The organism is Paenibacillus sp. CCS19 (assembly GCF_033239625.1).
GTDB lineage: Bacteria > Bacillota > Bacilli > Paenibacillales > Paenibacillaceae > Paenibacillus_T.
Map to the genome: position 1 here is coordinate 1 of NZ_BTCK01000012.1, position 15,286 is coordinate 15,286.

The following is a 15,286-nucleotide window of genomic DNA, read 5'->3' on the forward strand; positions in this document are numbered from 1 at the left end:
CGTAAATTAAACAAGCTGACGCCGGTAGAGTACCGACGCCAGCTTGCAGCCTAGGGCTTTTTTTCAATGTCCGAAAAATGGGGTCTTGACCACCCATGAAGGGGGTTCTGTCTTCTGTTTGTTTGTTCGGATTTTTCAATCCCTGTTATTTACTCAAGAATCTCCGGATGAGACCACTGTGCCGGCGTGACCTTGCCTGCGCTGGAGCCGGCGTCGATCGGAATGGCGGAGCCGCTAACATACCGAGCCAAATCGGAGGCTAAGAACAAGGCTAAGTGACCGATTTCTTTCGGATCGCCCAGCTTTCCGCTTGGCGAGAATATTTTGGCATATTGATTGACGATCTCTTCCGGTGTCTGTCCCCAGATGGAGGTTCTGAACGTTCCCGGACATATAGCATTGACAGTGATGTTATACGGAGCATAGTCCAACGCGGCACTCTTGGTTATACCGACAACGCCGTGTTTTGCCGAAGAATAGATCGCCATGGAGCTGTTGCCTAATATGCCGGCAAGCGATGCAATGTTAATAATAAACCCACCGAGGGATTTGGACTTCAGAATGGCTTCTACAGCATACTTGGTTCCTAAGAAGACGCCTCTTAAGTCTATGGACATTAACCGATCGAATTCTGCTGTTGAATATTCATGGGCTGGTCGATTGTCCGCCGCGATTCCTGCGTTATTCACAAGGCCGTCCAATCTGCCGTATTTTGAGACCGCGAAATCGATTAGGTTTGATACTTGATCTTCTTTACTGATATCCGCTCTAAAGAAAGACGCTTCACCACCATTTGATTGAATCTCCGTGATACATTGCATCCCCTTATCAGCGTTAATATCGGATACAATGACCTTCATTCCATTCTCCGCGTAACATAGCGCGATTGCCTTGCCTAGGCCATCGGCGGCGCCTGTCACAATTGCAACTTTGCCTTTAACGCTTGAAAAATCCGTCATCGAATGTCCCTCCTATGTGAGCTTATCCTACGATCCTCTCCACTTTAAGATAAATCAACGTTCTTCTCTAACGGTTAGACGACTTCATGAATGGAACTTTAACGACTTCTTAAAGTCGTCATAACGATACCGATAAAGTCGGCTAAGTGTTAGAGGGGGCTTTGACCTAAGTGGTATCGTGTAAGGGAAATAGATCGGATTCATCTTAAGGAGGTTACACCATATGATTGAAGCGACTTCGTTACGAACGGAATATTTGGATTGCCCTATAGGGTTGGATACAGTAAAGCCGCGTTTAGGATGGAAGCTTGTCAGTGACCGATTAAACGTCATGCAAAGCGCCTATCGGCTTCAAACCTCTGCAACAAAGAACTTCACGGAATCAACTTGGGACAGCGGCATAAGAGAAACAACCCAATCGCAGCACATTCGGTATGTAGGTCCCGATTTGACATCGACGGAGCGCGTCTATTGGCGTGTGAAAGTATGGAGCAATCAGGGAGAGGAATCACCGTTCAGTGAGCCGGTTTTCTTCGAAACGGGTTTGCTGCACCAAGAGGATTGGAAGGCTCGCTGGATCGAACCGGAGCAGGAGATAAACATTGACGCCTATAAACCAGCTTCTTATCTTCGCAAAGAGTTTGTCGTTAAGAAAGGGCTCGTCGCAGCAAGAGCCTACCTGACAGCAAAAGGCTTATATAGCTTTTATTTGAATGGAATCGAGGGCACGGACCATTTGTTCACGCCGGGCTTCACCTCCTATCATAAGCGGCTGCAGTACCAGGCATACGATGTAACGCATCTTGTGAATGAAGGGGTGAATGCGCTAGGGGTCATACTTGGAGACGGCTGGTGGAGGGGAACGACCGGCGGTGCGAACTTGAAGAACAATTTTGGCTACAAAGTGGGCTTCCTAGGGCAGTTAGAATTGACCTACGATGACGGAAGCAGAGAGATCATCGCTAGTGACGAGACCTTTAAGACATCGTGTGGACCGTTGCAGAAATCCGATATGAAGGCGGGCGAAATCTTCGACGCTACAATCAACATCGAAGGATGGAATCTGCCTGACTATGACGACAATTCATGGGAGCATGTAACGGCCAAGCAGGATGGTTACGATAACCTGATCGCTACCCGCAGCGTGCCGGTAAGACAGAAGGAACGGTTCTCTCCTCAGGTTCTTCAGACGCCGAATGGGGAAACGGTGCTGGACTTCGGACAAAATATCGCCGGATGGGTCGAAATGAAGGTACAAGGAGAAGCGGGCAGGAAAGTTGTTCTTATTCATGGGGAGGCGCTGGATAAGGACGGAAACTTTACGCTGTCCAATCTTGCTGAGCATGGCACGCTGGAAGACTTCCAGGAAGTGCATTACATTGTAGCAGGAGGAGGCGAGGAGACTTATCGTCCTCGGTTCTCGATCTTCGGGTTTCGCTACGTGTTGGTAAAGAACTATCCGGGAGTTGTGAATCCAGCTTGCTTTACAGCTGTGGCCATCTATTCGGATCTGGAGGAGACGGGCGATTTCAGTTGCTCGAATCCGTTAATAAATAAGCTGGTTTCTAATGCTAGATGGAGCCAGAAGGGCAACTTCATGGAGGTGCCTACCGATTGTCCGACTCGGGAGAGAGCAGGCTGGACCGGGGATGCGCAGGTGTTCAGCAGAACCGCCGCGGACTTCATGCATGTATATCCATTCTTTGAGAAGTGGATGGCTGACCTGGCAGCAGAACAGTTCCCCGACGGGGCCGTCGGAAGTACGGTGCCTACTGTAATCGGGTACCACAATGATGAGGAATGGGAACGGCTCTCCAAGATTAGTACGAATCCGATGATGGTATTCCGCAAGCCGGGCATGCCCAGCATGCTCGACGGTTCTTCAGGTTGGGGGGATGCCGCTGTCATCATACCGTGGACCATGTACTTATGTTACGGCGATAAGGCAATCGTTGAAAATCAGTTCGATTCCGCTAAGGCATGGGTAGATTACATGGCCTCTAACGCGAACAATGCGAATCCACGTTTCAAGGAGACGCCAGCCTATCAGAATTGCACGGACGGAGAGCTGGATGCCAACTACATTTGGGATACGAAGTTCCATTGGGGAGAATGGCTCGAAACCGACACGGAATTTAGTAATCTCGCCGCTGTGTTGAGCAAGACCGGCGGATGCTTCCCGGACGTTGCGACGGCTTATTTTGCCTATTCCACTAGACTGCTTGCCGAAATGGCGCGCGTTATCGGAAAGACGGAAGAGGAAGCAAAGTATCAGGCGCTGTACGAGAAGATTAAGCGGGTATACAACACCTATTTCATTCAAGAGAATGGACTACTATTGGACGGCAGACAGGCACCGAACGTTCGCACGCTCGCATTCGATCTAGCGGAAGAGGATAAAAGACAAGCTGTTGCCGATAAACTGGCGCAGCTCGTAATGGAACAAGATTATCATTTGAACACTGGCTTCCTGTCGACACCATTCATTCTCCATGTGTTGGCGGATCATGGCCATGAGGATATTGCTTACCGACTATTGGAGCAGGACACATGCCCGTCGTGGTTGTATGCCGTTCAAATGGGCGCAACGACAATATGGGAGAGCTGGCGGGGAATGAAGCCTGATGGGGATCTATCGGGATCATTGAATCATTACTCGTACGGGGCAGTTTGCGATTTTCTATTCGCAGGTGTAGCTGGCATCCGTCCAGTATGGGATGCTCCGGGCTACCAACGATTCATATTGAAACCTACGCATGGGGGAACGCTGACACAAGCGTCCGCAACCTATGAATCCCTGTATGGAACAATAAAATCCAGTTGGGAGAAGAGCGATAACTCTTGGATATATCGTTTCGAAGTGCCGGTCAATACGACGGCGACGATCATGCTTCCAGGAAGCAGAGAGGATCTGAATAAGTTCGACAAGTATCCGGATGTCCATTACGAAGCTGGTCGCATCGTATTTACCATAGGAAGTGGCATTTATCACTTTGCCGTCTAATTAGGGAAGGAGATGTACGATCATGGTGCGTAAGGCTGTGCAGCAATTCCAAATCAGAACGGTTATCGGCACGGAACAGCAGGCAAGTGAAGCTTTAAGAGCTATCAAGGATGCGGGGTACGACGGAATTGAACTTTGTGGGTTTCTGATTCGACCTCTTCCGCCATCGGTAATTGAAATGGTCAAAGCGTCCGGCATTGAAATGGAAAGCGGAGGCGACTTGGATTGGGAGTCACTCGTCAAACAATCCGACCTGGAAGTCGTCGGCATACATGAAGACTTGGACATGCTGTTTGCATTTACTGCGAGCATCGTGTCTACAGCAAGAATGTACGGAACAGATAACATTATCATTACAGGTATGAGAAGCTTTGATTATTCGGATAAGCAAGCCGTGCTGGATCTGTCGGCAAGACTGAATGAAGCGGGCAGAATGCTAGAGAAGGAAGGACTTCGGCTGCTGTATCATAATCACAATTGCGAATTGCGTAAGGTTGATGGGAATAAAACGGCGTTTCAACTGCTCATTGAGCAAACGGATCCCAGGTACGTCAACTTCGAGTTCGACTCCTATTGGCCAACCGAAGCTGGTTATGATGCTCTAGCGCTCATGAACATGCTTGGCAGAAGAATGAAGCTTTATCATATTAACGATCGGGGCTTCCGAGTGAATGGCTCCACCTCTTCAATTATAGAGGCTGGCAGCATGGAGTTGGGCTACGGCAATATGAATCTTGAAGTGCTTGTGAATACGGCGAGAGGTTATGGTGTCGAGGCTGTTATTCTTGAATCACATACGAATTGGGCGGAAGATTCCCCTATTCGATCACTGCAGCTTAGTGCGAAATTCATGAACGAGCATGTATAGGAGGGAAGAATAGTGGTCAATTACACGAATCCGGTCATTCTAGGTTTCCACCCAGATCCGAGCGTATGCAGAGTCGGAGAGGATTACTACTTAGTGACGAGCTCCTTTGATTACTTTCCAGGCATCCCGATTTTTCATAGTCGTGACTTGATTAACTGGCGTCAACTAGGTCATGTACTCACCCGAGAAAGCCAGCTGCCGCTTAAGGGTATGCTGCCAGCGGGATGGTCGCAAGGGATTTATGCACCCACTATTCGTCATCATGACGGACGCTTCTACGTAATTACGACGAATATCTCCATCCAGAAAAGTTTCTACGTATGGGCGGAACGTCCGGAAGGCCCTTGGTCGGAGCCGATCTATCTTGAAGGATGGGGAGGCGTCGATCCATCGCTCTTGTTCGACGAAGGCGGCAAAGTGTACTTGACGGGCACCTCGAACTTCTATGGCGAGGCAGTCGGCATCTATCAGGCGGAGCTGGATGTCGAGAACGGGAAGCTCGTTAGCGAGCGAAGACTGATCTGGGAAGGGACTGGCGGCTCCCACCCCGAAGGTCCGCATCTATATCGAATTAATGATTGGTATTATCTGATGGTGGCCGAAGGCGGCACGGAATATGGACATATGGAGACCATCGCTCGCAGCCGAAGCCCATACGGTCCGTTCGAGAGCAATCCGCACAATCCAATTCTGTCTAATCGAAGCACGCCGAAGCCCATTCAGGCTACCGGTCATGCCGATCTTATTCAAGCTGCTGATGGAAGCTGGTGGTGCGTGTTTCTAGGCATCCGGCCGATTGCGAATGCGAAGCGCCATATTTGGCCGAGAGACGAATTTGGCGCCTGTCTCGTGGAACGAGGAGGGGTGGCCTACGGTTGGCAACCAAGGCATCGCTGAGCTTGAGCATGATTCGGGGAGCCTGCCGCTTGGAGAACCTGCGGAGTGGGAGCACCTGGATGATTTTAACGAAGATAAGCTTGGAACAGTCTGGAATTTCTACCGTAACCCCGTCTCAGATTCTTGGTCGCTGCAAGAGCGGCCAAGCTGGCTAACGCTCAAGGGGCAGGCATGTTCCTTGAATGACAACCAATCGCCGTCATGGGTCGGTCGAAGGCAGCAGCATTTGAATTGCGAGATACGAACCCTGCTAGAGTTCGAACCGTCAGAGGACGGTGAGGAAGCAGGTCTCACGATCTTCATGAATGAGAAGTTTCATTATGAGATTGCTAAGACGATGCAAGGTGGCCAAACCAAGCTCATACTGAGGCGTCGAGTAGGCAGCATGACACAAGTAACAGCAGAAGTGGGGTATGAGGATCCTTCTGTCGTTCTTGGCATCCAGGCTAATGAAATGTTATATACGTTATCGTATGCTGCTCCAGGCAAGGAACCTGTAATCTTAGGCACAGGAGAGACTGCTTTTCTTTCCAAGGAGATCGCAGGGGGCTTTACAGGTGTATACTTTGCGCTGTACGCAACAGGAAATGGCAGAAATGCTGAGGCACGCGCTCATTTCGATTATTTTGTATATCAACCTTTGGAAGAGAAGCGTATGGACTTCTTTGCAATTATGGCGCTTTCCTAACTTTAACCGATGCGGCCGGATCCGAACAGGATTCGGTCTTTGCTATAATACTGCAGGATACGATACAATGAAGGACGTCTGTTTCACCTGTCTGGATAAGTCGTGAAAGCGTTATCTAAAACGTCGGCAAAGTGTTAGTTGCCCCTTCCAATAAAAAGTATACTGATCTCAGCAAGGCAATCAATCAAACAGGGGGATATAACAATGAGAAAGAGCAAGAAACCGATTCAATTGATTCTCGTTGCCATTTTGCTCATGGGTGTTCTGGCTGCATGTTCTTCCAAAAAAGAAAACGAAACCAACAGTGCTAACGGCAGTACGCCATCGACTGAATCCACCACCGAAGGAGCAGGCAAAGTCGATGATGCGATAAAGGATCCGTATGAGCTCACGATGGCTGTTCCGATATTCGGGGCTGTCCCACCGGATCTCAAACTCGTGCAGGATGAAATGAATAAGATTACGCAGGCAAAAATCAATACAACCGTTACGATCCTCCCGATTAGCGTAGGTGCATGGCAGCAGCAAATGAACCTGATGATGTCTGGTGGGGAGAAGCTGGATTTGGCCTATACGTTCGGCGCGTTGTATCCGAGCATGGAGGCGAGCGGCAAAATACTGGAGCTTGACGACCTGCTGGGTAAATACGGACAAGGGATTGTCGAAGCGGTAGGCACAGATTATATGAAGGCGGCTAAGCTCAACGGGAAGACGTATGGAACGCCTACGACCGGCGCTTATGCGACGAAATCTGCAGTCTTCATGCGGAAAGACTTGATCGACAAATATAAAATCGATGTCAATACCATTAAAACGATGGCTGATCTGGAGCCGATCCTTCAGACGATCAAGGATAATGAGCCGGGAATCGTACCGCTAGCAAGCGGTCTGTCGACGCCTCTCGAATTCGATAGATTTTATGACCGACTGGGCGACCGTTATGGCGTATTGCCGGGCTTTGACAACGGTTTGAAGCTGGTTAATTTGTTCGAAACACCGGAGTATACGGCTCAGCTCAATTTGATGCACAAATGGTTCAAAGCAGGATTCATCAATAAAGATGCGTCAACAACGCAAATCACGTCTGAAGACATGGTGAAGTCCGGTAAAGCTTTCGGCTACTTCATGGCGGAAAAACCAGGCATGTTGGCGAGCGAGACCCGACTGGCTGGTAAAGAAATGGTTATGGTTGGACTTCAGTCCGAAGCATACTCGACAACCTCTGATATTCTAGTCGGATTGTGGACGATTGCTCAGCAGTCCGAAAATCCAGAACGTGCGATGATGATGCTTAATTTGATGTATACGGATAAAGATCTTGTGAACCTGTATGCATGGGGAATTGAAGGCAAGCATTATGTGAAGCTCGCAGACAATCAGATCGATTATCCGTCAGGTGTTGATAGCAATAGCGTAGGCTACAGCATCTCGCCTCTGTCTGTCCCTAATCAGATGAACACTTATGTATTTAAGGGCAGCGATCCTAAATTGTGGGATGAAACGAGAGCATTCAACGCCTCGGCCGTGAAGTCGAAAGCGCTAGGCTTTGCCTTCAACTCTGTTCCGGTCAAGAATGAAATTACAGCGGTTAACAACGTTATCGAACAGTACCGTAAATTGCTTGAGTCGGGAACGGTGGATCCGGCCGATAAGCTTGACGAGTTTAATAAGAAACTGAAATCCGCGGGACTCGAGAAAGTGATCGCGGAGAAACAAAAGCAATTGGATGAATGGGCTGCCCAGAATCAATAAATCTGCCGCTGCTTTCACCTGTCGAGAGAAATCTTGGCAGGTGTTTTCTTTTTCAGATTTGCAGAGCAGAAAAAGTCGTGAAACCGTTATCAAAATAGTCGCTATAGCGTTAGTTCCCCTTAAGGCTATCCGCTATGATGGTCATGAGTGATTGTAAATACATGATGTCGAGGGGAGTAAGGTTCATATGGCACTTCTTTTTCCTGAAGGATTTATGTGGGGCGCATCAACGGCTGCCCATCAAGTGGAAGGCAACAATACCCATTCTGATTTTTGGCTGATGGAGAACTTGGAGGGGTCGATTTTTAAAGAGCCTTCGGGTATCGCGGTAGACCATTATCGATTGTTTCAGGACGACATTGCCTTACTGGCATCGCTTGGCTTGAACTCTTACCGATTCTCCCTTGAATGGGCAAGAATTGAACCGGAAGAGGGTCAGTTTGATGAGGCAGCGATTGCGCATTACCGAGAGGTTTTATTGGCATGCAAACGCAATGGTGTCACACCGATCGTAACTTTGCATCATTTCTCTTCGCCTCAATGGTTGATTCGCAAAGGCGGGTGGGAGTCGAGCGATACGCCATTACGGTTCTCTCGTTATTGCACGCATGTCATGAAGGAGCTAGGCGATCTGATTCCTTATGTTTGCACGATTAACGAAGCGAACATATCGATCGGCATTGCGAAGATTATTAAGCGACATTCGTCTAACGGCTCACAGGCGCAGGTCGGTATAAATACGAACAGCATGAGCCAAATGCAGCAATATTTTATGGCGTTGGGCAACGCCTTCGGTCTTCATCCCCAAGAGGTTCACTCGTTCCTCGGTCCGCGCACAGAGGAAGGGTTACGGATCATCTTCCAATCGCATGCGGAAGCGAGAGAGGCGATTAGGCAGGTTTGCCCGAATACTCAAGTCGGGGTAACGTTATCGCTGTATGACATTCAATCGATTCTCGGCGGTGAAGAGAATGCGGCACAGGCGTGGCATGAGGAGTTTCTTCAGTTTCTACCCTATATGAGCGATGACGACTTCTTCGGCCTGCAGAATTATACGCGTACCGTATATGGGCCGGATGGTCTTCTGCCGATTCCCGAGCAATCGGAAAAAACGCAAATGGGGAATGAGTATTACCCGGAAGCGCTGGGCGCAGTTGTCCGCTTCGTCTACAACCATCTGAAGAAGCCTATCATGATCACGGAGAACGGCGTTGCCACGGACAACGACGAGCGCCGAATTGCCTTTATCGATCGTGCACTGAATGGAGTCCATGCTTGTACCTCAGAAGGGATTCCAGTTATCGGGTATATGCACTGGTCGCTGCTCGACAACTTCGAATGGCAGCTAGGGTTCTCGAAGACGTTCGGATTAATTGAAGTCGATCGTTCAACGCAGGAGCGCAAGCCCAAAACAAGTGCGTATCATCTCGGCAAAATCGCTCAAAATAATGCACTAAACTAATGGCCTGAAGCCGGATTCCAACGAGAATTCGGCTTCTATTTGCATCGTGGCAAAAGGTCGTGAAACCGTTATCCAAAAAGTCGTCAGACCGTTAGTTGCCGCACATCAGCATCCCGTATGATAAGGCTAGTTACAATAGCTTAGGACAAGAGGAAGGGGAACGACTATGGCACAAGCCACCATGGCAAAGGCCCAACAGGCTGTAGGGAACCAGAAGAAAAGAAAGTCTCATTATCGGAAATATTCACCGCTTCTGATTATGATGATTCCTGGACTTCTCTACCTGTTGATTAACAACTATCTCCCGATGCTCGGGATCGTCATCGCATTCAAAGACGTGAATTTCGCCAAAGGCATTCTACAGAGCGATTGGGTCGGCTTCGACAACTTTGAGTACTTATTCAAAACCTCCGACGCCTACATCATCACGCGGAACACGATACTGTATAACCTAGTGTTTATCGTATTCGGAACGGCGCTTTCGTTAGCCAGCGCCATTCTGCTTAATGAAATCAAGAACAAGGTGCTGCTCAAAGCGTATCAGAGCATCATTACCTTGCCGCACCTCATCTCGATGGTTATCGTCGGCTATCTTGTATACGCCCTCTTAAGCCCGGATACTGGGTTTCTCAATAAGACGGTGCTGCCTTGGTTTGGTATGGATGAAGGAATCTCGTGGTATACCGAAACGAAATATTGGCCATGGATACTGACATTGGTCTACTTCTGGAAAAGCGTCGGATACTCCAGCATCGTATTCTTCGCAGCACTTCTCGGTATCGACGAAGAGTATTACGAGGCAGCGAGACTAGATGGAGCATCGCGCTGGCAGCAAATCCGTCGCATTACTCTGCCGATCCTTACACCTGTGATTATTATGCTTACGCTGCTTAGCGTAGGACGGATATTCTATTCAGACTTCGGGTTGTTCTACCAAGTTCCGATGAATTCAGGTGCATTATTCGAAACGACAGCGACAATCGATACTTATGTCTTCAGAGGTCTGACAGGTTCCGGCGATATTGGGATGTCCACTGCTGCCGGTGTGTATCAATCGATCGTTGGCTTTATTCTCGTCATTTTAGCGAATTACGTCGTCAGACGCTTTAACAAAGATAATGCGCTGTTCTAAACTTTCCCCAAAAGTGACGATGCCCTTCGCAGCAAATACCGAAACTTTTGGAGAAGCCCCCGTACAAACTAGGAGGTCCTGTCATGAAAAATGAAAGCAGAGTTATTACCTGGGTTAGTCAAGTCTCATTGTTTCTATTTGCGGTTATTTGCCTCATCCCATTCGTGCTCCTAATTATGGCATCCTTGACGGACCAGAATTCAATCACTGCTAACGGATATTCATTCTTCCCCAAAGTGTTCAGCACAGCAGCGTATGATTTCCTGCTAAACAGAGGTGCAGATATTGCAAGAGCCTATGGGATAACGATATTCGTTACGGTATTCGGAACGGCAGCAGGTCTGGCGATTACGACTTTGCTAGCCTATCCGCTTGCTAGAAAAGAAACGCCTCATCGATTTCTCATCATGTTCCTCGTATTCTTCACAATGCTGTTTCATGGAGGGCTCGTCCCATCCTACTTGGTTTATACGCAGTTGCTCGATCTTAAGAATACGATCTGGGCGCTTATCGTGCCAGGCCTGCTGACGAACGGATTCTACATCATGATGATGCGTACATTCTTCCAAACAACTGTGCCGCCGGCACTCATAGAATCGGCTCAACTGGACGGAGCAGGCGAATATCGCACGCTGTGGTCTATTGTCATTCCGCTCTCGACGCCGGTTCTTGCGACAATCGGATTGTTCACCTGCATCATGTATTGGAACGATTGGCAGAACGGGATGGTATACATTACGAACCCTGAGCTGTTCAGCGTTCAGAATTTACTTAATCGGATTATGCAGGATGTGCAGTTTATAAGCTCGAACATGACTCCGAATGCGGGAGAAGCGATGCAGCAGATGCCAAGTGACTCGGTGAAGATGGCGATTGCAGTGATCGGCGTGCTGCCTATTCTAATCGCTTATCCGTTCTTCCAGAGGTTCTTCATTAAAGGGATTATGATCGGTGCCGTTAAAGGGTAAAATGATCGTCAATAAGGTCCAATCGCCACAACCTTGTAAATTCATGGTTATGGCGATTGGACTTTCGATGCATATATAATATAGGAAATCCTATAAGGGGCCAGAACATGAGAATACGTAGAATGTCGTGGCAGCGAGGTTCCTTGCGATTAAAACTGATCTTAAGCGTGCTCGTCATGACGGTGCCGCTCATCGGCATGCTCTTGTACAATAACTTTTACGCTATTGATGTTGTACGCGGGCAGGTAGCGGATTCCTATAAGAATATGCTAACCCTTTATATGAAACAGATTGATTCTGATTTAAACGACGTCGATGCATACATGAACACGATGTCGGGGTTATCGGGCTTTGATTTGATTTCCCTTGACGCAGCTGAATCCGATACGGATTATTACAGCTCCAAGGTATATCTGTTTAACAAATTGAACCGAGATATCGCGATATATGGCTCATTAAGCTCATTCTTCGTCTATGCAGAGAAGCGTCAGGATTTCATGGATGTCAGTAAATCGCAGCAATTGACGATCGAGGAGAAGGATCGCATCCAGCATTATCTCACCGAACAAATTGAGTCGGGCAGTATTCCTTCAGGAGATCCGACACAAAGATGGCGCTATGCCCGAATCGGGAAAAACAATTATTTGTTCGATATCGTGCAGACTGGCAATGTGTATCTGGGTGGTTTGGTGTCAACCGATCAGCTGTTGGAGCCCCTTCAATCGCTTCAGATAGGGGAGGGCGGGACCGTATTGTTAGCGAATGAACAAGGAGAAGCGATAACGAGCACGAAGCTCATCGACGAGAACGACATTAAGCTGCACCAGGGCGATGGGGATTACTATTTGTCCGGATCGGACCGCAAGTATTTGATCGTGGATTCGGCTTCCGTCATGGGTGACTTCAAGCTGGTTGCTGTCATACCCGATCAACAAATTCTAGATCGACTTCCTTACCTTCAAGGCATCATATGGATCATTACCGGTGGCTCCCTGCTCTTTATTCCGCTGGGGCTTTATTCGATCCGGCAGGCCATACTCGTTCCGTTGAATCGGCTGCTCCTCTCCATGAAGAGAGTCCGAAGCGGCGACTGGAGCAATCGGGTGGACATGGAGCAAGGCGTTTCGGAGGAATTCCGAATCCTTGGCGATTCGTTCAATGCAATGATGACCGAGATCGATACGCTGCGCGTCAATGTATACGAAGAGCAGTTGAACAAGCAGAAGGAAGAGCTGCAGCGTCTGCAATTGCAAGTGAATCCTCATTTCTTCTTGAATTCGTTGAATATTGTTTATAATTTGGCGAAGGTCAGGAATTATGAATTAACGATGGAAATGACGCGTTCCTTGATCTATTATTTCCGCTACATGTTCCGGAGCAACACGACATTCGTCCCATTGAAGGATGAGCTGGAGCATACTCGAAACTATTTGCGCATTCAGAGCTTGCGCTTTCCGGACAAGCTGATGTGGACGTTGGATGTTCCGGATTATTTGCTGCATATGCCGATCCCGCCCTTAATCATTCAGTCGTTCGTTGAGAATTCGATCAAACATGCAGTCACGATGGACAAGCTTGTCCGAATTTCGATGCAAATCGATTTGTTGGATGAGGACACAGGCTCCCGCGTTAATATCGTCATTCAAGATACGGGAAAGGGATTCGATGCGGAGGTGCTTCGCGACCTTCAAGCTGGCAGAAGCATCGAGAATGAACGGGGAGAGCATACCGGCATATGGAACGTTCAGCGGCGATTGAAGCTTCTATACGGAGAGTCGGTATCCATCCGATTCGATAATGATCCGGTAAGCGGCGGTGCCGCCGTATTCATTATTGTTCCGATTAATCCATCGATGGAGGAAACGCAATGAACTATCATCTGTTAATCGTTGACGACGAAGTGCATGCCATCGAAGGTGTCAAGGCGGATCTCGACTTGCAGAAGCTTCAAATTTCAGAGCTATATACAGCCAATAATATTAGGCAGGCCAAGGAATGGCTGGACAGCGAGCGGATCGATATTATGCTGTGCGATATTGAGATGCCGCAAGGAAGCGGGCTGGAGCTGCTGACTTGGGTGAGAGAACAATCCCCTAATACCGTCACGATATTTCTCACCAGCCATGCCGATTTCAAATACGCCAGAGAAGCGCTTACGCTGGGCAGCCTTGACTATTTGCTCAAGCCGGTGCTGGCCGAAGAGCTGGAAAGCGCCATAAGAAAAGCGCAAAGCGTGATTGATAAGAACAGCGAGAACAGCCAGAACGTAAAGTTTCATCAGCTATGGCAGAAGCAGCAATCGTTCATCATTGAACGCTTCTGGTTGGATCTGATCAATCATTCGATACCTGGCTATTCTGCGGCGATTCGGGAGCATGTCGAGCGGCATCATATTCCGATCACGGAGGATTCTGTTTTCTTCCCCATGCTAATCTCCATCCAGCAGTGGAATAAAGAGATGAAGCGAAGAGACGAGACGATTCTTGAGTATGCCTTAAGAAACTCGGCGGAAGAGATGATCATTGGAAGCTATGAGAATGGGATTTGCTTTCAGCTAGACAGAGGGTTGCTGCTTGTTATCATGATGGCGGATCGCGAAATGCCGTGGGACGAGGATCGTTTGAAGGAAGCGGCTAGTCTGTACGTGGAGTCCTGCCATCGGTTTTTCTACTGCGATTTATCCTTGTACCTAGGACGTTCGGTAGAAGTGTATGAGATGAGCGGAATGATCGAGGCATTAAGAGAACGTGATCGGAACAATGTCGCATTCTCCAATCGCGTATTGGCATTGGATCTGAAGGTATGCGTGGAGCAGCCGGCGAGACTGCCGGAGCTCAGCGCGCTGTCCTCCTTGTTGAAGGTTGGGACCAAGGATGCCGTGAAGCTTGAAGTGGAGAAATATCTTGATGATATGGTACGCACGCAGGAGCTAGATGCAGAAACCCTTCATCGCTTCAGTCAGGATTTTATACAAGTTCTTTATATTTTCCTGAACACTAGAGGGATTCAAGCGCATCAATTGTTCGGAGATGAACAATCAAGAAGAACAGCGGAGAAGGCGGGACGTTCCGTTACCGATATGAAGGTTTGGGTCCATCATGCGATCGACAAGGCTATGCATCAAGCGGATGCGGTGAAGGAGAATGATACCGTCGTTCAAACGATTAAACGATATATTCAACTTAACTTGGATCAAGACATGTCAAGAGAAACGATTGCGGATCAGGTGTATCTGAATCCCGATTACTTGTCCAGAATATTCAAGAAGGAAACCGGCTATTCCATCTCGGATTATGTGCTGCTGGAGAGAATCCATAAAGCGAAGGAGCTGCTGAAGCAGACGGATGTATCCGTCAGTTCCGTCGCATCGTCGGTTGGATACACCAACTTCTCGCACTTCGCTAAGATATTCAAGAAATACGTCGGGATCGGTCCGACGGAGTTTCGCAGCCAACTCGGCTGATGCATGGTTTTGTAATCGTAAGAGGCGGTCGTTCCATCGGCTGCCTCTTTTGACGTTTCGATAAAAGTCGTCAGAGTTTTACTCAACAAGTCG

9 protein-coding genes and 1 pseudogene are annotated in these 15,286 nt (G+C 48.4%); 9 read left to right on the forward strand and 1 reads right to left on the reverse strand.

Annotated elements, in window-relative coordinates; translation table 11 throughout:
• Nucleotides 1-149 precede the first annotated feature (149 nt).
• On the reverse strand, nt 150-959 hold the full coding sequence (locus tag SBI19_RS10710) for an SDR family NAD(P)-dependent oxidoreductase (protein ID WP_317967851.1): 810 nt from the start codon (nt 957-959) through the stop codon (nt 150-152).
• 223 nt (nt 960-1,182) lie between these two features.
• Here SBI19_RS10710 and SBI19_RS10715 point away from each other — a divergent pair, with 223 nt between their 5' ends.
• From SBI19_RS10715 to SBI19_RS10755, 9 genes and pseudogenes are all read left to right on the forward strand, one after another.
• Complete coding sequence (locus SBI19_RS10715; RefSeq protein ID WP_317967853.1) at nt 1,183-3,963, forward strand: family 78 glycoside hydrolase catalytic domain; 2,781 nt, start codon at nt 1,183-1,185, stop codon at nt 3,961-3,963.
• 22 nt (nt 3,964-3,985) lie between these two features.
• On the forward strand, nt 3,986-4,831 hold the full coding sequence (locus tag SBI19_RS10720) for a sugar phosphate isomerase/epimerase family protein (RefSeq protein WP_317967855.1): 846 nt from the start codon (nt 3,986-3,988) through the stop codon (nt 4,829-4,831).
• Between the two features lie 12 nt (nt 4,832-4,843).
• A pseudogene (locus tag SBI19_RS10725) lies at nt 4,844-6,416 on the forward strand (glycoside hydrolase family 43 protein).
• A gap of 204 nt (nt 6,417-6,620) precedes the next feature.
• On the forward strand, nt 6,621-8,168 hold the full coding sequence (locus tag SBI19_RS10730; RefSeq protein ID WP_317967857.1) for an ABC transporter substrate-binding protein: 1,548 nt from the start codon (nt 6,621-6,623) through the stop codon (nt 8,166-8,168).
• Nucleotides 8,169-8,355: 187 nt separating this feature from the next.
• Nucleotides 8,356-9,630, forward strand: a complete 1,275-nt coding sequence (locus SBI19_RS10735) for a glycoside hydrolase family 1 protein (RefSeq protein WP_317967859.1) — start codon at nt 8,356-8,358, stop codon at nt 9,628-9,630.
• Nucleotides 9,631-9,811: 181 nt separating this feature from the next.
• Entirely contained in the window at nt 9,812-10,762 is a 951-nt protein-coding gene (locus SBI19_RS10740; protein ID WP_317968041.1) for an ABC transporter permease, read from the forward strand.
• An 83-nt stretch (nt 10,763-10,845) separates the two neighbouring features.
• Complete coding sequence (locus SBI19_RS10745; protein WP_317967861.1) at nt 10,846-11,730, forward strand: carbohydrate ABC transporter permease; 885 nt, start codon at nt 10,846-10,848, stop codon at nt 11,728-11,730.
• Between the two features lie 107 nt (nt 11,731-11,837).
• A complete protein-coding gene (locus SBI19_RS10750) occupies nt 11,838-13,601 on the forward strand; it encodes a sensor histidine kinase (protein WP_317967863.1) in 1,764 nt (587 codons plus the stop codon).
• On the forward strand, nt 13,598-15,193 hold the full coding sequence (locus SBI19_RS10755; RefSeq protein ID WP_317967865.1) for a response regulator: 1,596 nt from the start codon (nt 13,598-13,600) through the stop codon (nt 15,191-15,193). Before SBI19_RS10750 ends, SBI19_RS10755 begins: the two co-directional genes overlap by 4 nt.
• The last annotated feature ends 93 nt before the right edge of the window (nt 15,194-15,286 follow it).